The 18,861-nt window shown below is 72.2% G+C and carries 22 protein-coding genes; 13 read left to right on the top strand and 9 right to left on the bottom strand.

What is annotated here, in order from left to right; genetic code table 11:
• From cutA to O7608_RS28885, 5 genes are all read left to right on the top strand, one after another.
• A complete protein-coding gene (gene cutA, locus O7608_RS28905; protein ID WP_289207552.1) occupies positions 1 to 321 on the top strand; it encodes a divalent-cation tolerance protein CutA in 321 nt (106 codons plus the stop codon).
• Between the two features lie 69 nt (positions 322 to 390).
• A complete protein-coding gene (locus O7608_RS28900; RefSeq protein ID WP_289207551.1) occupies positions 391 to 4,026 on the top strand; it encodes an SCO7613 C-terminal domain-containing membrane protein in 3,636 nt (1,211 codons plus the stop codon).
• Between the two features lie 123 nt (positions 4,027 to 4,149).
• Positions 4,150 to 5,175 (top strand): fatty acid desaturase family protein, encoded by a 1,026-nt coding sequence (locus O7608_RS28895; RefSeq protein WP_289207550.1) that lies wholly within the window; start codon positions 4,150 to 4,152, stop codon positions 5,173 to 5,175.
• 328 nt (positions 5,176 to 5,503) lie between these two features.
• Positions 5,504 to 5,797 (top strand): 4a-hydroxytetrahydrobiopterin dehydratase, encoded by a 294-nt coding sequence (locus O7608_RS28890; RefSeq protein ID WP_289207549.1) that lies wholly within the window; start codon positions 5,504 to 5,506, stop codon positions 5,795 to 5,797.
• Positions 5,798 to 5,813: 16 nt separating this feature from the next.
• Positions 5,814 to 6,929, top strand: a complete 1,116-nt coding sequence (locus O7608_RS28885; protein WP_289207548.1) for an FHA domain-containing protein — start codon at positions 5,814 to 5,816, stop codon at positions 6,927 to 6,929.
• Positions 6,930 to 6,939: 10 nt separating this feature from the next.
• Here O7608_RS28885 and O7608_RS28880 read toward each other — a convergent pair whose 3' ends face one another.
• Genes O7608_RS28880 through O7608_RS28870 form a run of 3 tightly spaced genes read right to left on the bottom strand, consistent with a single transcriptional unit; the run spans position 6,940 to position 8,255 of the window.
• Positions 6,940 to 7,494 carry a Uma2 family endonuclease gene (locus O7608_RS28880; protein WP_289207547.1) on the bottom strand — a complete coding sequence of 185 codons (555 nt, stop codon included), beginning with the start codon at positions 7,492 to 7,494 and terminating at the stop codon, positions 6,940 to 6,942.
• Positions 7,484 to 7,771, bottom strand: a complete 288-nt coding sequence (locus O7608_RS28875; protein WP_289207546.1) for a hypothetical protein — start codon at positions 7,769 to 7,771, stop codon at positions 7,484 to 7,486. The genes O7608_RS28880 and O7608_RS28875 overlap by 11 nt, the downstream gene beginning before the upstream one ends.
• Positions 7,761 to 8,255: a hypothetical protein gene (locus O7608_RS28870; RefSeq protein ID WP_289207545.1), complete on the bottom strand. Its 495-nt coding sequence runs from the start codon at positions 8,253 to 8,255 to the stop codon at positions 7,761 to 7,763. Before O7608_RS28870 ends, O7608_RS28875 begins: the two co-directional genes overlap by 11 nt.
• Before the next feature lie 142 nt (positions 8,256 to 8,397).
• On the opposite strand from O7608_RS28870, the gene O7608_RS28865 reads away from it, so the two are divergent.
• The 4 genes from O7608_RS28865 to O7608_RS28850 all read left to right on the top strand — a co-directional run bounded on the left by O7608_RS28865 (position 8,398) and on the right by O7608_RS28850 (position 10,538).
• Positions 8,398 to 9,171 carry a helix-turn-helix domain-containing protein gene (locus O7608_RS28865; protein ID WP_289207544.1) on the top strand — a complete coding sequence of 258 codons (774 nt, stop codon included), beginning with the start codon at positions 8,398 to 8,400 and terminating at the stop codon, positions 9,169 to 9,171.
• A complete protein-coding gene (locus tag O7608_RS28860) occupies positions 9,158 to 9,352 on the top strand; it encodes a DUF397 domain-containing protein (protein ID WP_289207543.1) in 195 nt (64 codons plus the stop codon). The genes O7608_RS28865 and O7608_RS28860 overlap by 14 nt, the downstream gene beginning before the upstream one ends.
• A 458-nt stretch (positions 9,353 to 9,810) precedes the next feature.
• Positions 9,811 to 10,005, top strand: a complete 195-nt coding sequence (locus tag O7608_RS28855; RefSeq protein WP_289207542.1) for a DUF397 domain-containing protein — start codon at positions 9,811 to 9,813, stop codon at positions 10,003 to 10,005.
• Positions 10,006 to 10,085: 80 nt separating this feature from the next.
• A complete protein-coding gene (locus tag O7608_RS28850) occupies positions 10,086 to 10,538 on the top strand; it encodes a GNAT family N-acetyltransferase (protein ID WP_289207541.1) in 453 nt (150 codons plus the stop codon).
• A 23-nt stretch (positions 10,539 to 10,561) separates the two neighbouring features.
• On the opposite strand, the gene O7608_RS28845 is transcribed toward O7608_RS28850, so the two are convergent.
• Together O7608_RS28845 and O7608_RS28840 are read right to left on the bottom strand one after the other, a co-directional pair.
• A complete protein-coding gene (locus O7608_RS28845; RefSeq protein ID WP_289207540.1) occupies positions 10,562 to 11,125 on the bottom strand; it encodes a Uma2 family endonuclease in 564 nt (187 codons plus the stop codon).
• Between the two features lie 140 nt (positions 11,126 to 11,265).
• Positions 11,266 to 12,366 (bottom strand): questin oxidase family protein, encoded by a 1,101-nt coding sequence (locus O7608_RS28840; RefSeq protein ID WP_289207539.1) that lies wholly within the window; start codon positions 12,364 to 12,366, stop codon positions 11,266 to 11,268.
• 165 nt (positions 12,367 to 12,531) lie between these two features.
• Here O7608_RS28840 and O7608_RS28835 point away from each other — a divergent pair, with 165 nt between their 5' ends.
• Genes O7608_RS28835 through O7608_RS28825 form a run of 3 tightly spaced genes read left to right on the top strand, consistent with a single transcriptional unit; the run spans position 12,532 to position 14,358 of the window.
• Entirely contained in the window at positions 12,532 to 12,885 is a 354-nt protein-coding gene (locus tag O7608_RS28835; protein ID WP_278174377.1) for a helix-turn-helix domain-containing protein, read from the top strand.
• Entirely contained in the window at positions 12,821 to 13,747 is a 927-nt protein-coding gene (locus O7608_RS28830; protein WP_289207538.1) for an ImmA/IrrE family metallo-endopeptidase, read from the top strand. The genes O7608_RS28835 and O7608_RS28830 overlap by 65 nt, the downstream gene beginning before the upstream one ends.
• Positions 13,744 to 14,358, top strand: coding sequence for a PIN domain-containing protein (locus tag O7608_RS28825; RefSeq protein ID WP_281553544.1), 615 nt, complete (start codon positions 13,744 to 13,746; stop codon positions 14,356 to 14,358). Before O7608_RS28830 ends, O7608_RS28825 begins: the two co-directional genes overlap by 4 nt.
• A gap of 24 nt (positions 14,359 to 14,382) precedes the next feature.
• Here the strand turns inward: O7608_RS28825 and O7608_RS28820 are convergent, their stop codons facing one another.
• Together O7608_RS28820 and O7608_RS28815 are read right to left on the bottom strand one after the other, a co-directional pair.
• Complete coding sequence (locus tag O7608_RS28820; RefSeq protein WP_289207537.1) at positions 14,383 to 14,844, bottom strand: SRPBCC family protein; 462 nt, start codon at positions 14,842 to 14,844, stop codon at positions 14,383 to 14,385.
• Positions 14,845 to 15,083: 239 nt separating this feature from the next.
• Positions 15,084 to 16,007 (bottom strand): oxidoreductase, encoded by a 924-nt coding sequence (locus tag O7608_RS28815; protein ID WP_353850473.1) that lies wholly within the window; start codon positions 16,005 to 16,007, stop codon positions 15,084 to 15,086.
• Positions 16,008 to 16,110: 103 nt separating this feature from the next.
• Between O7608_RS28815 and O7608_RS28810 the strand changes: the two genes are divergently transcribed.
• Complete coding sequence (locus O7608_RS28810) at positions 16,111 to 16,935, top strand: helix-turn-helix domain-containing protein (protein WP_289207536.1); 825 nt, start codon at positions 16,111 to 16,113, stop codon at positions 16,933 to 16,935.
• Between the two features lie 41 nt (positions 16,936 to 16,976).
• Here O7608_RS28810 and O7608_RS28805 read toward each other — a convergent pair whose 3' ends face one another.
• Complete coding sequence (locus O7608_RS28805) at positions 16,977 to 18,155, bottom strand: MFS transporter (protein ID WP_289211085.1); 1,179 nt, start codon at positions 18,153 to 18,155, stop codon at positions 16,977 to 16,979.
• Entirely contained in the window at positions 18,152 to 18,817 is a 666-nt protein-coding gene (locus tag O7608_RS28800) for a helix-turn-helix domain-containing protein (RefSeq protein WP_289207535.1), read from the bottom strand. Before O7608_RS28800 ends, O7608_RS28805 begins: the two co-directional genes overlap by 4 nt.
• Between the last annotated feature and the right edge of the window lie 44 nt (positions 18,818 to 18,861).

Below are 18,861 nucleotides of genomic sequence, written 5' to 3'. Positions count from 1 at the left end.
GTGGATCAGATCTCCGTTGTGACGACGGTGGTGGATGCCCGCTCGGTCGCCGAGGTGCTCGCCGCCTCGGCGGTCGCCGGTCGGTTCGCCGCCTGCGCCCAGATCGGTGGACCGCTGGCCAGCACCTATTGGTGGCAGGGGCGGGTGGAAACCACCAAGGAGTGGTCGGTGCAGTTCAAGACCGCCATCGATCGTAGCGATCCGTTGATCGCCTATCTACGCACCGCACACCCCTACGACATTCCTGAAGTCCTGGTCGCCGTCATCGACGCCGGCAACCCCGACTACGCACGGTGGGTATTCGAACACACCCGTCCCTGAGTCGTCCACCTGCCGGACTGAGTATCCGCACTCTGTCCCGCGTATCCCGGCATCACCGACGATGCCGTCATGAGCAGTACCGCAGCTACCCGCTATCCGTGCCCGGCCTGTGGCACGCCGGCGAATCTGACCGCCGGCTGCCCAGGCTGCGGGCGGGCACCCGACCCGGTCGCCGCCGAGGTGATCCGGCTCGACGGCGAGATCGCCGGGCTGGCCGCCCGGGTCGAGCAGACCCGGGTGGCGTGGCTGGCGGCGACCCACCAGTTGCGCGCCGCGCAGACCCGCCGGCACCAGCTCGCCAGCCAGGTCCAGGCGGCGGTACGGGCGACGACCGTACCGCCTGCCCGGCCGGTCGCCGCCGGCCCGCTCCCGGCGTCGGTCGCCGGCCCGGTGCCGCTGCCGGGTCCGTCGACGCCGCCGGTACGGCGGGAAGCCTCCACCCGTACGGTGCAGAACATTCTGTTCATCCTCGGTGGACTGCTGCTGGGCACCGCCGCGATCGTCTTCACCGCAGTCGCCTGGGCCAGCGTCGGCGTCGGCGGCCGGGCCGCGATCCTGACCGGTGTCACCGCCGTACTGCTCGCCCTGCCGCTGCTGGCGGCCTGGCGCGGCCTGCGCGGCACCGCCGAGACGTTCGCCGCACTCGGCCTGCTGCTGGTGCTGCTCGACGGATACGCCGCCCGCTACGTCGACCTGTTCGGCGCCGCCGACCTGCCCGGTGCCCGGTACGCCGCCGCGACCTTCGCGCTCACCGGTCTGGTCGCCGCCGGCTACCACCTGCTCACCGGCCTGGCCGCCGCCCGCTTCGCCGCCCTGCTCGCCGCGCAGCCGGTGCTGCCGCTGCTCGCCGTCGACCTGCGCGCCGACGCCGCCGGCACGACCCTGCTGCTGCTCGGCACCGCCCTGGGCACTCTGGCGATGATCGCGCTCACCCCGCCGACCCGGCTGGCGCTGCGGGTCACCGGCTGGGTGGCCGTCGGGGCGGCGCTGACCGCCGCCGGGATCGCCGCCCTGGCCGCTGCCATTCTCGGCCACCCGTCCGGTGCCCCCGCCCTGGCCGGGCTGCCGCTGCTGGCCGTCGCCGCCGTGGTGGTGGTCGCCGGCCGGCTCACCGGCGTACCGGCGCTGCTGGCGATCAGCCTGGCCGGGCTGGCCCCGGCGGTCACCATCGCCGTGCTCCTGGCCGGCACCGTACCGGCGCCGTCGCTGGCCCTGGCCATCGTTGCCGGCACCGCCGTCGGGCTCGCCGCCGCCGGCCGGTACCTGCGCGGTCGGCTACCGGCGGTGGTCCGTACCGGGCCATGGGCGGGTGCGCTGCTGGTGACCGGGCTGCTCGGGATCGGCGTACTGATGACCGCCCTGACCGTCGCCGCCGAAGGCATCGTGGCGGCCCGCCCGCTGTGGCGGGCCGGCACCGGACCGGTCGACGCCCCCGGCGACTGGCAGTTGCCGTTCGCCGTCGTCGCGGTCACCGGCGCGCTGCTCCTGCTGCTGCCCCGGGTGGTCCGGCCGATGCTGCTCACCGTCGGGGCCGCCGTCGGACTACTGGCCGCGCCGGCCGCCGTACCGGTGCCGTGGTGGGCGGTCGCCGCTGCCGGCCTGGTGGCCGGGTCCGCTGCGGCGGTGCGGGCCGCCGGGTCGCGCCACGCCGTCGTCGCGCTGCCCAGTGCGGCCGTCGCCGCCCTGCTGACCGCCCACGCGCTGCTGGTCAGTGCCGGTCGACCGGGCGTCGCCACGGCCGCCATGGCGGTCGTCGTCGGCACCGCGCTCGCCGTCGTCGCTGTCGCCCGCCGCGCCCTGCGGCGGCCCGACGTCCGCTGGTGGCAGGCCCCGATCGGCGGTACCGGTGTCGCCGTCGCGGTCGCCGGCTGGCCGGCCTTCGTCGCGCTCGCCGTGCACACCTTCGACACCCCGGCGGGCTGGCCGGCCCGCGCCGCGGCAGCGGCCGCGATCGGGCTGCCGGTCGCGCTGGTCGCGGTCCGCCGCTGGTGGCCCGGATACCTCTGGTACGCCGGAGCGGCGCTGCCGGTCACCGTCGTCGCCACCCTCGTCGCCCCGGCCACCGGTGCCGTGCCGTACGTGCCAGGGGAGTCCACCGGCGGGTACGCCGCCGCCGGGGCGCTGCTGCTGGCCGTCGCCGCGACCCTCGTCCCCCGGGGCGTGCTGCGGTTCGGCCCCGCCGACCCGGCGGTGAACGGCCCGGCCGACCCGGCAGCGGCTCCGGCCCCGGTGCCCGCGCTGTGCCTGGACCGGCTGTCGCTGCGCGGGCTGCGGCTGCTGCTCACCGGCGTCGCCGCAGCGCTGACCCTGCCAGCAGCGGTCAGCACCCTGCCGGTGCTGGCGGCGCTGCTGCTCACCCCGTACCGCTGGCTCGACGCCAGCTGGGCCGGCGTACCGGCCGGGACCGGACTCAGCCCGGCGCTGCCGGTCCCGGTCCCCGCCGCCGGGGCGGTCACCCTGGCCTTGCTCGCCGCCGTCGCCGCGCTGGCCGGCCACCGGGCGCGGTACGCGGTGCTGGCCGGTGGCCCGGTCGCCGTCCTCGCCCTGCTGGTCGCCCTGGCCAGCGCCGGTACGCCGTGGCCGGTGGTGCCGGCGCTGTGTCTCGCCGCCGGACTCGCCGGGCTGGTGGTCGCCGCCCGGTCCACCGCCGCGCCGCAGGTGGCGGTCACCCTGCTGGTCGGTGCCCCGCTGGCCGGGGCCGGACTGGCCGGTCTGCTGCCCACCCGGATCGCCACCTTGACCGGGCTGGCCGCCGTGGTGGCCTGCGCCGCCGGGATCGGCGCGGCGGGTCGCCGTACCCCGGTGCGGGTCGCTGGTGGGGTCGTCGCCGTGGTCGCCGGCGGTGTTCTCGCCGCGACCGCTGTGCGCGCCGCCGACCTGCCGGTCCGGGTCGGCGGGTACGCGGTCCTCGCCGTCGCCGCGCTGGCCCTGGCCGTCGGCGCGGTGCTGACCCTCCGGTCAGCCGCCGGGGGCGTACGGGGGCGGGCCGAGTCGATCGGCGTCGAGGTCACCGGGCACGCCGCCGCTGGCGCGGCCCTGCTGATGACGGTCGGCTCGGCCCGGTACGCGGCCGGAATCTGCACCCTCTGGGGTGTCGTGCTCGGTGCCCGCGCCCTGCTGACCCGCAGCGCGTCGCTGGTCGGGCAGCCGGCGGCGGTCGAGCAGCCGGCGGGCGCGCCTGCCCCGGCGGTGGTGCAGCGGGCATGGCCGTTGGCCGTCGCCGCGCTGGCCAGCGAGGTCGGTGCCTGGTGGCTGCTGCTGACGACCACCCAGGTGTCGCTGACCGAGGCGTACACCCTGCCGGCGGCGCTCGCCGCGCTGGCGGTCGGCTGGTTCACCCTGCGAGCCCACCCGCAGCGGTCCAGCTGGATCTGCTACGCCCCTGGCCTGGCCGCCGCGCTGCTGCCCAGCCTCGCGTCGGTGCTGGTCGCCGACGGGCAACCGGTCCGCCGGCTGCTGCTCGGTGCCGGGGCGCTGGTGGTGGTGCTGGCCGGAGCGGCGTACCGCCGACAGGCGCCGGTGATGATCGGCGGCGTGGTGCTGACGGTGCTGGCGTTGCGGGAGGTGGTCGCGGTGTGGGACCTGCTGCCCCGGTGGAGTTTCCTGGCCGTCGGCGGCCTGGCGCTGATCACCCTGGCGGTCACCTACGAACGGCGGCTGCGGGATCTGCGCCGGCTGCGCGGTGCGGTCGGCCGGATGAGCTGACCCACAGGTAGGGGGGTTAACCTCACCACGGATCGGCGGCATGCCTGATGGCTCGGCGGTGCCGGCCCGTACAGACTCGTTGTTGCGTCACCCCACCCACCCCCGCTCATGAGGAAGCCGCCGATGACCGTTGCCGCACCCGCCCGTACCGGCCCGCCCCGCCGGGGCAGTGACTTCGCCGACCTGTCGCGCCGGGTCGCCGAGGCCGGCCTGCTCGACCGCCGCCCCGGCTGGTACGCCGCCCGGATCGGGCTGACCGTCGGGGCCTACCTGGCCTGCTGGGCGGTGCTGCTGGTCGGCGGGGACAGCTGGTGGCAGCTGCTGACCGCCGTGGCGCTCGCGGTCACCGCGACCCAGGTGGCGTTCCTCGGCCACGACGCCGGGCACCGGCAGATGTTCCGTACCCGGCGGGCCAGTGAGACCGCCGGGCTGCTGCTGGGCAACCTGGCGGTCGGGCTCGGCTACGGCTGGTGGATGGACAAGCACACCCGTCACCACGCCAACCCGAACCACGTCGACTCCGACCCGGACGTCGGGGCGGGTGCACTGGTCTGGACCGAGGAGCAGGCCGCCGCGACCCGGGGCTTCGGCCGCTGGCTTGCTCGCCGGCAGGCGTACCTGTTCTTCCCGATGCTGCTGCTCGAAGGTCTCGCGCTGCGGGTCTCCAGCGTCCAGGCGGTGATCAACGGTCCGGTGAAGCGCCGGGCCGTGGAAGGGGTGCTGCTGGCGGTGCACACCGCCGCGTACCTCGGTCTGGTCTTCGCGGTGCTCTCGCCGCTGCGGGCGGTGGTCTTCATCGTGCTGCACCAGGCGCTGTGGGGTCTCTACATGGGTTGTGCGTTCGCGCCGAACCACAAGGGGATGCCGATCTTCGGCCCGGACGACGAGCTGGACTTCCTGCGCAAGCAGGTGCTGACCTCGCGTAACGTGCGCGGCGGCGGGTTCGTCGACGTGCTGCTCGGTGGGCTCAACTACCAGATCGAGCACCACCTGTTCCCCAGCATGCCGCGGCCGCATCTGCGCTACGCCCAGCCGATCGTGCGCGGCTACTGCCGGGAGCTCGGCCTGCCGTACACCGAGGCCGGGCTGACCGCGTCGTACGCCGAGGCGCTGCGCCACCTGCACGCGGTCGGTCGCCCGCTGCGCTGACCTGTCCGGTGCGACCGCTGTCCGGTGCGACCGCTGTCCGGTACGACCGGTGCGGCGGTGACCGTCGGAGATGGTTCCGGCCCGGATGCCCGCGCTCCGGACGCCCGCGTGGGGAAACAAACTGCGCACCGAGCAGTATTCCTGTGTGGAATAATCATTCCACACAGGAATACTGCTGGAATCCGTTTTTGTCCGTGGCGGCGTCACCGTCCGTTACTAGGCGCAGGGGGCGGCTCCGCCGGGTCGGCGCCGGGGGCCTCGCCCACCACGCCACCACGCCACCACGACCTGGCCTGGCCGGCGGCCGGCAGAAGGTAAGGTCAGCGGCATGGCAGAGGTGCTCGACACCGCCCAGGTGCAGGCCGCACTCACCGGGCTGACCGACTGGTCCGGCGACGCGACGGCGATCACCCGTACCGTCTCGTTGGCGACCTTTCCCGACGCGATCGCCGTCGTGACCCGCGTGGCGATGACCGCCGAGGAGATGGACCACCACCCGGACATCGACATCCGGTGGCGGACCCTGACCTTCCGCTGCAGCACCCACTCGGCACACGGCACCACGGCCCTCGACATAGAGTTGGCCCGCCGCATCGACGAGATCGTCGCGGCGCAGGGCTGAACGGGGGAGGTACCCGGTGAGATTCGAGGTCAGCAAGGTGCTCGACGCGATCGAGCGCCGGTTGAGCACCGACCCGGCGACCGCACGCGCCGTCGTGGACCTGGCCGAGGTCGTGCGGTACGCCGACTTCGACAACGGCCGTCCGGCCAACATGCTGCGGCTCGGGCAACTCATCGACGCCCTCGGCCGCAGCGTCGCCGAGGAGAACGTCCCGGTCTACGTCGTCGTGCACCGGGGTCTGCTCTCCGACGCCGATCTGACCTCCAACGAGCGGATGGTCGCCCGCCGATGGGCCGACGACGGGCTGGTGGAGGTGCTCGCCGAGCCCGCCGACCGGGTCCTGGAGGTCGCCGAACTGCTCGGCCTGCCGGTGCTCAGCCGCAACCGGTTCGACGGCCTGCGCGGGCGCTACCAGTGGCTGGGTCAGCCCGGCCGGCTGCTCGCCCCGCTGCCCGGCCACGGCGGCCCGGTGCTGACCGCCCGCGTCGGCGGCGACACCGCCCCGGCGGTCGCCGAGCCGTCGCCGGCCGGCGCGCAACTGCTGGTCCGGCTCTGGAGCTGCCCCGACCCGGAGTGCGCCCTGTTCGGGCGGATGCGGGTCGGCCGCCCCGGCGGGCAGCCGCCGCCGACGCTGCGTACCGGGCAGCCGACCTGCCCCCGGCACGGGGAGCGGCTCACCGAGGCGGGGGCCCGCCCACCGGCCGAGGTGCTGTCGATCCGCATCGACGGCATGGTCCGGCAGCGGTTCGTGGTCTCCGCCGACCATCCGGTGGTGGTCGGCCGGGCACCCGAGCGCGGCGAGGGCATCATGCTCGGCCAGTGGCTCACCGAGGAGGCGCGGCGCTGGATCAGCCGCAGCCATGTCCGGTTCGAGCTGCACGGCAAGGACCTGGTGCTGCAGGACATCAGCACCAACGGCACCGGCGTACGGCCGGGTGGCTCGACCGACGACGAGGAGCGCCGTACGGTCAAACGCCAGGCCCGGCCGTTGCAGCCCACCGACGTCGTCGAGCTGTACCCGGGGGTGCACATCGCCCGCTCGAAGGTCTGGGCCACCGGTGGGGTGTCGAACCCGACGTCGGTGATGGCCGACGCGCCCACCATGGCGATGCGGATGATGGACCGCTCCTGACCCGTCGCTCTCAGCCGAGGTGGTCGGCCGGGGACGTCTGCAGCAGCCAGGCCAGCGGCATCTTGGCGCTCTCCTGGTAGGTGCCGTACGCGGTGAGCCGGTGCAGGGCGACGGTCTGCGCACCGTCCCGGTCGACAACCCAGTACTGCGGGATGCCCGCCGCCGCGTACTCTCGGACCTTCGTCACCGCGTCGATGCCTTCCGAGCCGGGCGAGACGATCTCGATCACGAGCGCGATGTCGATCGCCGCCGACCAGACGCTTTTCGGCGGGGGCTTCTGCCAGACGCTGATGTCCGGGATCCTGCCACCGTCTCCGTCCGGCCCGGGGATCCGAACCCCCGCCGCCTGCAGCACCTGCTCGGCCGGCCAACCCGCCATGATGAACCAGGCGCACAGCCGGCTAGCGGTCACCGCGTGCTCAGAGTCGGGTGGGGGCATGACCGACAGGACCCCTTCAGGGCTGGTCTCGTAGCGGTGGCCGTTCGGGTCGGCGGAGTTCATCGCGGCCGCGTCGTCGAGCGTGACAACGGCAGGCATGTGCATGCCGACGGCCTCAGCGCTCATGCGCCTCATTGTAGTGGTCAACGCCGTTGACGGGGCGGGGGCGCTCGACGACACCGGGGCGGGTCAGCGCGGTCTTGTAGACGGCGATCGCCACCATCCGGCCGTCGCGGCCACCGGCGACGACGGTGCCGATGATCCCGACGACCTGCGAGTGCTCCTCGTCGAGGCCGTAGCGGATGTCGGCGACCCGGACGATCATCGACCGGTCGGCGTACACCCAGTCGGCCTTGCCGAGACGTAGCGTGTCGCCGACGCGGAGCAGTTCGTCACGCGACATCGTCACCACTCCCATCCCCATCCTCATCGGCGTCGTCGTCGCCTGTGTCGGCGTCGAGGGCGACCGGAGGCCACAGGCCGGCGAGATAGAGCACGGCCATCACCCGCCGGGCCTTTCCGGGATCGTGTCGGCGCAGCACCCCGAGCGCCTTCGTGAACGGCTCGCAGAGCGCGGCGGAATTGCACACCCGGCATTCGGCGAGTCGACTCGGCAGATGCGTGCTGACGATCTCCCGGGCCCGCCGTACCACCGGATGATCAACTGACAGTCGGCCGCTCTCCGGTTTCGGTGCCGGGGTGGCTGCCCGTGCGCCGACCAGCCGGAACCGTGGATCGTGTTCGAGGTCGGTCTCGCCGGGATTCCGCCTCGGCAGTGGCGGTCGGTTCGGCGTCGGATCATGATCCTTTTTCCCGCCGGGTGGCGTGCCGATCGAGGTGTAGCGGGTGAGGCGGGGTGTGCCGCCGATTCCGTCGTTGCGTAACACGTGATCTCCCTTGCCGCCGTCGAAGCGCCTCTGGTGATTTCCACCCTGGACTGTGCGACCTCGACACGGAATACTCAGTTCACCGATTGCCATGCGTCAGTCATTCCAGCGCGTACCAATGGATTCCAATGGAGGCCAGGAGATGAGCGAGCTTCAAGATCTGTTGCGCAGTGAGCGCCTCAAGCGCAACCTGACCCAGGCCCAGGTGGGTGAGGCCATCCGGGTCAGCAATTCCCTCATCGGCGCGTTCGAGACCGGCAAGTCGATCCCGCTGCCGGACACCGCCGTCGACCTCGACCGCATCTACGAGACCGGCAACCAGATCCAGCGGCTGTCCCGGGCCGCCCGGGAGGACGCGCAGGCCCCATGGCTGCGCTCCTGGCTGGACAACGAGCGCCGCGCGCTGGTGCTGCGCTCGTTTCAGCCGCTGGTGATCCCAGGGCTGCTGCAGACCGAGGCGTACGCCCGCGCGGTCCTCACCGTCGGCACCCGCACCCGGCGACGGCTCGACGAGGCGCTCGCCGTCCGGCTGGAACGCCAGTCGGCCACGCTGGACCGCGACGAGGACATCCAGTTCACCGCGATCATCGGCGAGGCAGTGCTGCGTCAGCGCGGTGCCTTCATGAAGGAGCAGCTGGAGCACCTGGTCGACATCGGCCACCGCCTGGACGTCCAGATCCGGGTGCTCCCCGCCGACGTCGGCACCCACGTCGGGCTGGCCGGCGCGTTCGTCGTCGCCGTGCTGCCCAACGACCGGCGGATCGGCTACCTCGACGACCATCTCGGCGGCCGGGTCGTCACCGACACCGAGGACGTGGTCGACCTGGAACAGTCGTGGGATGCTTTGTCAGGACTGGCGCTCACCGTCAGCCAGAGCCGCGATCTGATCGTGAGGATGATCGATGAACACGAGTGAGCCGATCTGGCGCAAGTCGAGCCGCAGCAGCCCGAACGGTGGCGACTGTGTGGAGGTCGCCGACAACCTGCCGGGCCGGGTGCTGGTCCGGGATTCGAAGGACCGGGCCGGTGGCACGTTGGCCTTCGCGCCGGCCGCCTGGTCCGCCTTCGTCGCCCACACCCCGTCAGCCGTACGCTGACCCACCCCCAACGCCGCCCCACCCAGCCTCTTGGGCATGTGCGCTCAGCCGACCGGCTCGCCCCCGTCCCACCAGCCGGGGGCGAGGCCGGCCGCGCGAGCCGCGCCGCCCGGATCGCGCTACAGCGACCAGCGCCCGTACGTGGTCAGCGACCGCCTTGACGATCTGCTCGGGCCGGTCAGTGGGCAGGTCACACTGACCAGGGATCTGGTCTGGTCGGGGCGAGCGCAGTACGACCTTGCCAATCCTCGTCGGCTGGCCAGCATGTACGAGACAGTGCTCCGCGAAGCGACGACGGCAGATGATCTCGTTCGATGGCTCGACGGCCCGACACTCGTCCGGCTCTGGCCCACCCTGGTCATTCCTCCGCAGGTACGGTGGCTGTGGGAGTCCAAACACCAGGCACTCGTTCACACCCGGCCCGGAACCGGGCCGCGATCTGATCGTGAGGATGATCGATGAACGCGAGTGAGCCGATCTGGCGCAAGTCGAGCCGCAGCAGTTCCAACGGCGGCAACTGTGTGGAGGTCGCCGACAACCTGCCGGGCCGGGTGCTGGTGCGCGATTCGAAGGACCGGGCCGGTAGCACGTTGGCCTTCGCGCCGGCCGCCTGGTCCGCCTTCGTCGCTCACACCCCGTCAGCCGTACGCTGACCACCGGGGTCGGCGTGCGCCAGCCGGAGCTTCCATCAACGCCGGTCGGCCTGACGCCAGTCGACCGGTCGCACCGTGCGGTGCTCGGCAACCTGGGGCAGCTCTACCGGTACGACCTTGCCGAGGCGTACCGTCACCTGCCGAACGCGGACGGCACCTACCACAATCGCCGTCTCGACCGCTTTCTGGCCGGCGCGGATCCGGACACTCGGGCGTGGCTGATCACAGTGGCGGGAGAGCTTGGCGGATTCGTCATGGCGGGCCGGGCGGATGAGATCGCCTCGATCAACGATTTCTTCGTGGTCCGGCCACTGCGGCGGACCGGCGTGGGACGTGTGGCCGCTGGTCAGGCCATCGCCGAATGGCCGGGCCGGTGGCGGATCGCCTTCCAGGCGTACAACCCAGGAGCGCAGCCGTTCTGGCAGCGGGTGGCGACCGACGCGGTCGGACCGCACTGGCACCGGTCCGAGGTGGCGTCGGTGCCGGGCGCACCTGCAGATATCTGCCTCAGCTTCGACACGTTGCGCCGATGACTGACCGGGTCACCTGTGCGGCGCTAGAAGTCGAGCAGGGCGTCGGTCGTGACGTCGATCGGAAACGGAAGGTCGGAGGTCAGCCGCTGCCCGTCTTCGGCAACCGCATGCTCGACGTAGTGCTCGCCCTCAAGCCGGAACAGTCGCAGCGTAAGTGCTTCGTACTCGACCATGTCGGGCTCGACGAGTAGGTACCAGCCGATCCGCGCGGCCGCGTAGAACTGCATTTTCTGTACGCGGTCGGTCGCGACACTGCTCGGCGAGGTGATCTCGCCGGCCAGGACGACCTCGTGTGCGTCGGCGACGCCACCGAGCCGCCCGACCTTCGCCACCACCAGGTCCGGGATCACGATCCGGTTGGCGGCCAGTCGTACGTTCACCGCCTCGTGTGCGCGCAAACCCGCCGACCGCGCGGCCGGCCGGATCGCGGTCAGGAGGAGGAACGAGATGTCCTGATGTGGCCTGTTCGGTGCGGGGCTCACCCACAGTCCTCCGTCGATCAACTCGATCCGGTTTCGGGTCTCCCCGAGCGCGAAGTACTCGGACTCGGTCCACGGCTCGGGGTGATCAAGTGCGGCAACGCTCATTGGCAGACTCACCTCCTTACGGATGCTGTCACAAGTCTCCCACCACTGCGTGCTGCAGCCCGGCGATCGTCGGCGAGCCGAGTAGTTCAGACTCAAGATGGCCACGCCCTGGTGATGCTCCTGGATACTTGGTTGGCGGGTCAGCTGTCGGTCGCGACCAGGTGGACGCAGTGTCGGGCTCTGCGGAGCGTGGTCGGGTCACCGGTGGCGGCGTACACGTCCAGAGCGGTGTCCGCGAACTTGATCGCGTGCGGATCGGTGGTGCGGGCAGCGACCTCGAACAGCTCGGCTGCCTGCTCCGCGTCGTGTACTGAGTCCGTACAGCTCTCGGTGTCGCCGGCCGGGTCAGGCACTGGCCGGGGTTCGGCGGGGGAGTAGGCGGCGGTCACCGCTGCTGTCGCGGCCCAGGCCGCGGCGAGGCTCGGCTCCCAGAGCCGTTCGGGCAGCGCTGGCAGGGCGCGCAGGACGGCGTTCGGCGCGGTGGCCGCGTGCACCAGCATGACCGGGTTGGCGTACCCGTGGGTGGCGTGCCGGGCGACGGCGGCGGCGACGATCGCCGCCAGTCGGTCGGGAGCCGACCCGGCCGCGCTGCCCGGCTCCGCGCCCGAAACGGCCGGTAGGTTGGGCACCGCGCCTGCTGTTGCGGGCCAGTCAGGCAGATCGGCGAGCTGTGCCAGTCGCGCCCGGATGCCGTACCGCTGGTCCGGCACCCTCGGTACGGCGTCGAGCGCTGTCCGGGGGTCCGACGTCGGGTAGGCGCCCCTGCCGGGCGGGGCGAGTGGTTGCCAGCGGGCGGCCCAGTAGGCGAGCCCGTGGCCCAGTTCGGCGACCCGGGGTGCGGTTTCGGCGTCGATCAGCGCCCGGACGGCATGGCCGACCCGGATCACCCCGTGCGTGGCGCCGGCGGCGATCCCCGGCAGCAGCCGGGGCCACCATCGGGTCAGCACCTCCCGCCAGGGGGCGAGGGCCAGCTCCCGCTCGAAGTAGTCGAGCCAGTCGCCGGTGCGGACCGGGTCACCGAGCGGGTCGCGCCACTGCTGCGCCGCGATCGGGCTGACACCTCGGGGTCGAGGTTCGAGTCGGTCGGCGTACCCGTCCAACCACTTGTGGACGACGTCGCCGCGCCCATGCCGGGCCAGCGCCTCGGCGGCCATCGGCGCGTGGTTAGACAGCCAGCCGTCGCGCTCCGGCCCGGTCGCCAGAATCCGTTCGTACGCCTCGTCAAGCACTCCGTCCGCCATGTTCCGCAGTCTGCAACTTCGATCGAACTTGAGGTCAAGCCAGGCGCCCGCGTCGTTGCGGTGGCTCTGGCTGCTGGGCGCCGGCAGTGCGAGACAGAAGGCCCTGGGGGAGGTAGACTGAATCATCTTACGAGAAAGTGATTCAAGTCGGGAGGGGCGGCGGCAATGAGTACTGGTGCCCGGATCGAGCGTGCCCGGATCGCCGCTGGTCTGAGTCAGCGAGCTCTCGCCGAACGTTCAGGCGTCTCGCAGTCGACCCTGTCGCGCATCATCTCCGGCGACCGAGTGGCCAAGATGCCCGAGATCGTCACTATTGCCTGGGCCACCGGACACACCGTCGCTCAACTCACCGGGGCGGTGGCGGTGGCGGACCGCGTCCAGTTCGCGGCCAGGGCGACCGGTGGTTCGGACATGGAAGGGATGAGGCAGGCACTACTAGGGTTTCTGGAACTCGATGACTATCTTCACCAATATGCCATCCCGGCCGTCAGCGACATCGGTTCCGGGCGTGACACCTGAAGCACAGGGACGCGCGGCGGCCAGCCGTTTCCGCCTGGAGCACCACCTCGGGATTCAGCCGCTGGGTGATCTCGTCGCAGTCATTGAACAGGCCACCGGCGTCGATGTGGCGGTCCTTGACGCTGGACCCGACGAACACGGTCTGACCATGTGTGACCCGGCCCACGGCACTGTGTTCATCGGCGTCGCCCGGACCCGGCACCCGATGCGGCAGCGCAGCACGCTCGCCCACGAGCTCGGCCACGTGCAGTTCGGTGACTGGGCGGCAGACGATGCCGGCAGCTGCGGCCAGCGGTCACCGGTCGAGGTCCGGGCCGATGCTTTCGCCCGGCACCTGCTGCTGCCGCTGGACGGTCTGCGGCAGTTCCTCGCGGACCTGCGGGTGACTGATCGGTCCGTGCTGTCTGCCGTCGTCCAGCGCTACCTGGTGTCTCCAGCCGTCGCCGCCATCGCCTTGGAGCAGGCCGGATACATCGACGCGGGCAGGAAAGCGGAGTGGATGGGAGTGACGACCCCCCAACTCGCTGTCCGCTTCGGATGGATCGACCAGTACAACGCGCTGCAGGCTGACTCGAACCGACGGCGGGCGCCACAACGACTACTGTCCCGCGCAATCGAGGGCTACGCGGCAGGTGTGCTCTCCGCCCAGGTCATCGCCAACCTGCGCGGCGTCGCCCTCGAAGCAGCCGAAGCGGAACTGGCCGAGGCTGGGATCGGACCGGCGGCCCAGCAGACGGTCTGGGCTGATCCGGCGGACCTGGCGGACCTGCCGGATGTCGGAGTCGATGTGACGGAGCTCGACGACTATCTCCGCGACGCGGGCGACGGTGAGGAGTGGGCCACGGAGACAGGGAAGCAATGAGCCCACGGCCGATCATCGATGCAGGCCCTGGTCTGAACTTCCTGTCGATCAACAAGGAACGGCTCCTCATCGGTGTCCTCGGGCCGTTGAGTGCCCCGGAGACGGTGCAGGACGAGGTGCTGCGCAAGGCGCGGGCGGACCCACGATTCCGCACGGCAGGCAGTGTGTGGCGCAAACTGACGCCACGGTGGATCCAGGTGCTGTCTGACGATGAAACGCCAGAACTTGCGGTGGCCGTACGCCGGATGACCCAGCAACCGATGCAGAAACGGATGCAACAGCCGAAAGATCTGGGCGAAATCATGGTGGTGGCGCACGCTGTCGTCGCAGCAGAAGCGGGCGCAGCGATGTCCGTGCTCATCGACGACGGAGCGGGAGCCCGGATCGCAGCCGCTGAAATCGGTCGGTTGCGACAACTCCATGCCGCCGGTCAGCCAGTCGGGTCGATCCGACTGGTCAGCACGCTGACGGTGCTGCAGCGGGCGGCCGGCACGCAACACATTCCGGACCGAGCCGCCATGCGTGACATCTACCAGCGCCTCCGTGGCTTGGACGACGGGCTGCAGCCGATTGAGGCGACGCCACTGCTGTCTCCTGGCCATTGGGCGTGACCGGTCTCGGTTAGCCGGCGGAGGCTACCGCTCGACGTACGTGGCGAGGTTCGCCAGCGAGGAGGCGAGGCCGGCGGCGTGGTCCGCCGCGCTGATGCCGGCCGGTACGTCCTCGGCGCGAATCGCCACCCGGGTGCCGCCGTCGACGGCGGTCACCTCCCAGGTCATGGTCATCGTGCCGGCGTACGCCGGATCGTCGGCGACGAAGTCGACGGCCTGCACGACCCGTACGCCGGGGACGAGGTCGACGAAGCGGGCCTCGACGATGTCGGAGTCGGCGGTCGCCTTGCCCGGCGCGGCCGACGCGTCGGCGTAGGTCAGGACCAGCCGGTAGCCGCCGCCGGGCCGGGCGTCGAACCGCTCGAACCGGCCCGCCATCCCCTGCGGCGGCAGCCACGCGGTGAGCGCGGCCGGGTCGACCAGAGCGGCGTAGACGCGCGCGACCGGGGCGGACATCACCCGGGCTGCCGAATCGGTACGGGTCACGGCGGCCAGCGTAGCGGGCCTGGCCCTGGTCTGCGTTCAGCGCGTGTCGCTCAGCGTGATCGGCGGGCCGATCGGCAGATGTGTATCAGCGAGTATTCCTGTGAGGAATAATCATTCCTCACAGGAATACTGTTGAGCGGCACTACCTGTCGCCACCCAGCCCCAGCGTCCCGGCCGGCGGCACCGCCACGACGTGCGCGCCGCCGCGAACGTGCGCACCGCCGGTGCGCCGGGCCGCGTCAGAGGTACGCGACGCCGGTGAGCCGGGCTGCCGCCGCCCACATCCGGCGGCCGTTGCCCGGATCCCGGGCCTGGGCGCTGGCCCGCACCTCGGTGACCGGGCCACGGATCTCCTGGAACCCGCCCGGCCCGAAGAACTGCCCACCCCGCACGCCGGGAGCGGTCGCCGCGTACAGCTGGGGCCGGGCCCCGGACTCGACCCCGCTGACCATCAGCGACAGCAACCGGCCGCCAGCGCGCATCAGCCGGCCCCGGTCGGCCATCGCGCGCGGAGTCAGGTTGGTACGGGTCATGCCGGGGTGGGCCAGCACGCTGACCACCGGCGACCCGCCGGCCCGCAGCCGCCGGTCCAGCTCCAGGCCGAGGATCGTGCCGACCAGCTTCGACAACGCGTACGCCCGGTTGCCGGTGTAGGAACGCTCCATCATCAGATCGTTCAGGTCCAGGTTGCGCTGCTTGTGCACGATCGACGACACGGTCACCACCCGGGGCTCCTTCCCGGCGGCCAACCGGTCCAGCAGCAGCCCGGTCAGCGCGTACGGCCCGAGCGCGTTGGTGCCCACCTGCAGGTCGAACCCATCGACGGTCAGCGGCGGTCGCGGGCCGGTCAGCACCAGCCCGGCGTTGTTGACCAGCAGGTCGAGCCCGCCGGTGAAGTCGGCGGCGAAGGACCGGATCGAGTCGAGTGACGCCAGGTCGAGTCGCCGTACCTCGACGTCGGCGCCCGGCACCTCGCGCCGGATCACGCCGGCCGCCTCCTCGCCGTCCGGCACGTTACGTACCGCCAGCACGACGGCGGCCCCGTGCCGGGCCAGCTCCAGCGCGGTCACCCGCCCCACACCGGAGTTCGCGCCGGTCACCACCGCGCGGCGGCCATGCTGGTCGGGGATCTGCTCTGCGGTCCAGTTCCGTATGTCCTGCATGACCGCCGACGCTAGGTGGCCGGACGCGCCGCCGGGCAGACCTGACCAACCTGGGACCACGGGACCTACCCTGCGGGGTGCGTCGACCGGCACACTCGATGGTGTGACGAGCACCGTCTACGCCCGCGAACTGGCCGACTTCCTACGCAACCGACGTTCCCGGCTGCGGCCGGAGGAGATCGGACTGGCCCCCGGCCCACGCCGTCGGGTCGCCGGGCTGCGCCGCGAGGAGCTGGCGCTGCTCGCCGGGGTGAGCACCGACTACTACCAGCGGCTGGAGCAGGGGCGCGACGTCCGGCCCTCCGACGACGTACTGACCGGCATCGCCCGCGCCCTGGCGCTCAACGCCGAGGAGACCCGGCACCTGCGGGCCCTGGCCCGCCGGGCGCAGCAGCCGCCGGCCCCGCGCCGACCCACCCGGGTGACCGTGCCGGAGAGCACCCGCCGGCTGCTGCACAGCCTGCACACCCCGGCCGTGGTGGTCAGCCGCCACCTGGATCTGCTCGCCTGGAACGCCATGGCCGCCGCCCTCTACCCGGGCATCGGGCCGACCAACGCGCTGATCGACATGTTCGACCATGCGCAGGCGCACGGCCGCTGCCTCGGCTGGGAGGAGACCGTGCTGGACTATCTGGGCTTCCTGCGGGCGGCGGTCGCCGCCGACCCGGAGCACCCGCGCGCCCGGGAGATCGTCGGCACGCTCAGTATCCGCAGCGACGAGTTCCGCCAGCTCTGGGCCCGCCACGACGTACGCGAGTCGGTCAGCGGCAGCAAGACGTTCCCACATCCGCTGGTCGGTGACCTGCGGCTGGACTGGGACGCCTACACCCCGCCGGGGCGCTCCGGGCCGATCCTGATCGTCTACACGGCCGCGCCGGGCAGCGCCGACGCCGAACGGCTGCAACTGCTCGCCACGTACGCGAACTGACGTCGTCGTCCCCGGGCTGACGTCGTCCCCGGCCTGACGCCTCACTGGGTGACGGGTACTGCCGGGTCGGGCCGGCGGCGGGCGAGCAGCAGCAATCCGAGCGTTCCCACGTAGAGCAGGGCACCGACCGCGTACGGCATCCGGTAGCCAGTGTGCTGGGCGGCGCCGAGGACCGGGCCGGCGAGCAGCGCCCCGGTGGGGATGGCGTTCGAGTAGAGGGTCGAGGCCCGCCCCTGGTGCCGGGGCAGCATGTCCTGCATGTAGGTGATGCCGAGACCGCCGAGCGCGGCGATCGACGCCGCGTTGAGCAGCTGCCCGACCAGCAGCGGCCACACCTGGTCCGAGACGGCGACGACCGTCATGTACGCCGCTCCGCAGCCGGCTCCGACGAGCAGCAGCCGGTGCACCGGGAGCCGGGTGGACAGCCAGCCGAAGCCGAGGATCAGCGGGATCTCCAGGCCGGCGCACAGGCCCAGCAGCAGCCCGGCGGCCCCGACACCGGCCCCCAGGTCCCGGGTGACGTGCAGCGGCAGCGCCTGGATGGCGAGGTTGCTGGCGGCCCAGGTCAGCACGAACGCGGCGACGCTCAACCAGATGGTCCGGCGGGGGGCGTCCGCCCCGTACCGGTGGGTGTCCGACGCCCCGCCGGCGTCCGGGCGACGACGGTGCCGCAAGGCGAGTAGGACGGCGACGGCGGCGACGGCGTACACCAGGGCGGACGCGGCGTAGGTGAGCCGGAACCCGCCGGTGGTGAGCAGCAGCGACGCCAGCGGCGGGCCGGCCACCCAGGCGATGGAGAACAGCGTACGGAACGTGCTCATCGCCATCGCGATCCGCGCGGAGTCGGCCAGCGCCTCCCGGGCGTAGGCGAACATCTGCGGGACCAGCACCTGCGCCGACGCGGTCAGCGTGACCGTGATGAGCAGAAAGACCGGGAAGTCCCGTACGACCGAGGTGAGCGCGCTGGACAGGCACCCGGCCGATGCGGCGGCGACGAGCAGCCACCGGCGGCTCGTCAGCCGGTCGGACAGCCGCCCGACCACGGTGGCGATCACCACCGCCGAGACCGGGGCGGCGACCAGGCACAGCGCGATCTGCCCAGCGCTGGCCCGGACCGCGTCGTCGAGAAACAGGGTCAGGTACGGCGAAGCCATCGCGGTCGACAGGCCGACGGCGACGCAGACGAAGCCGAGCGCGGCCCAAACGCGTACGCGGTTCAGGGCGTCCCGCCCTCCCCGGACCCGCCGCTGGACCGGGGACTCTCCCCGGATCCCGCTCTGGCCCGGGGGCGGGCCCGCAGGTGGGCGCGTTCACCCTGCTGCCCGAAGAGGCTGAGGAACTCGACCGGCTCGTCGCCGACCGCGCCGAACCAGTGCGGCACCCGGGTGTCGAACTCCGCCGCCTCACCGGGGGAGAGGACCAGGTCGTGCTCGCCGAGCAGGACGCGCAGCCGCCCGTCGAGGACGTACAGCCATTCGTAGCCTTCGTGGGTCTTCAGCTCCGGCACCCGGCGTGGGCTGCGCGGCGGGATGATCAGCTTGTACGCCTGGATGCCGCCCGCCCGCTGGGTGAGCGGAAGGACGGTCATCCCATGTCGGGTGACCGGGCGCAGGTGGATGCGTGGGTCGCCGGTCGGCGGCGCGTCGACCAGCTCGTCCAGGCTCACTCCGTGGGCCCGGGCGAGGGGCAGCAGCAGTTCGAGGGTGGGGCGGCGGGCACCGGACTCCAGCCGGGACAGGGTGCTCACCGAAATGCCAGTGGCGGCCGACAGTTCGGCGAGCGTCGTGCCGCGCTGCCTGCGCAGCGCCCGCAGCCGGGGGCCGACCGAATCGAGCGCCCGGTCGAGGTCGAGGTCGTCGAGGTGATCGCGGTCGTCGCCCATGGCGACAAGTTTGCCGCCCCGGTGGTCGGCGCAGGCATACTCGG

The organism is Solwaraspora sp. WMMA2056, from assembly GCF_030345095.1.
Lineage (GTDB): Bacteria > Actinomycetota > Actinomycetes > Mycobacteriales > Micromonosporaceae > Micromonospora_E.
The sequence above is the reverse complement of the archived record's forward strand: the minus strand, read 5'-3'. Positions and strand labels throughout refer to the sequence as shown.

Excerpts from the sequence above, each read along its gene's own strand:
- O7608_RS28900 (WP_289207551.1), top strand. The coding sequence starts at position 391 with ATGAGCAGTACCGCAGCTACCCGCTATCCGTGCCCGGCCTGTGGCACG.
- O7608_RS28895 (WP_289207550.1), top strand. The coding sequence starts at position 4,150 with ATGACCGTTGCCGCACCCGCCCGTACCGGCCCGCCCCGCCGGGGCAGT.
- O7608_RS28890 (WP_289207549.1), top strand. The coding sequence starts at position 5,504 with ATGGCAGAGGTGCTCGACACCGCCCAGGTGCAGGCCGCACTCACCGGG.
- O7608_RS28880 (WP_289207547.1), bottom strand. The coding sequence starts at position 7,494 with ATGAGCGCTGAGGCCGTCGGCATGCACATGCCTGCCGTTGTCACGCTC.
- O7608_RS28875 (WP_289207546.1), bottom strand. The coding sequence starts at position 7,771 with ATGTCGCGTGACGAACTGCTCCGCGTCGGCGACACGCTACGTCTCGGC.
- O7608_RS28865 (WP_289207544.1), top strand. The coding sequence starts at position 8,398 with ATGAGCGAGCTTCAAGATCTGTTGCGCAGTGAGCGCCTCAAGCGCAAC.
- O7608_RS28860 (WP_289207543.1), top strand. The coding sequence starts at position 9,158 with ATGAACACGAGTGAGCCGATCTGGCGCAAGTCGAGCCGCAGCAGCCCG.
- O7608_RS28855 (WP_289207542.1), top strand. The coding sequence starts at position 9,811 with ATGAACGCGAGTGAGCCGATCTGGCGCAAGTCGAGCCGCAGCAGTTCC.
- O7608_RS28845 (WP_289207540.1), bottom strand. The coding sequence starts at position 11,125 with ATGAGCGTTGCCGCACTTGATCACCCCGAGCCGTGGACCGAGTCCGAG.
- O7608_RS28840 (WP_289207539.1), bottom strand. The coding sequence starts at position 12,366 with ATGGCGGACGGAGTGCTTGACGAGGCGTACGAACGGATTCTGGCGACC.
- O7608_RS28835 (WP_278174377.1), top strand. The coding sequence starts at position 12,532 with ATGAGTACTGGTGCCCGGATCGAGCGTGCCCGGATCGCCGCTGGTCTG.
- O7608_RS28830 (WP_289207538.1), top strand. The coding sequence starts at position 12,821 with ATGACTATCTTCACCAATATGCCATCCCGGCCGTCAGCGACATCGGTT.
- O7608_RS28825 (WP_281553544.1), top strand. The coding sequence starts at position 13,744 with ATGAGCCCACGGCCGATCATCGATGCAGGCCCTGGTCTGAACTTCCTG.
- O7608_RS28815 (WP_353850473.1), bottom strand. The coding sequence starts at position 16,007 with ATGCAGGACATACGGAACTGGACCGCAGAGCAGATCCCCGACCAGCAT.
- O7608_RS28800 (WP_289207535.1), bottom strand. The coding sequence starts at position 18,817 with ATGGGCGACGACCGCGATCACCTCGACGACCTCGACCTCGACCGGGCG.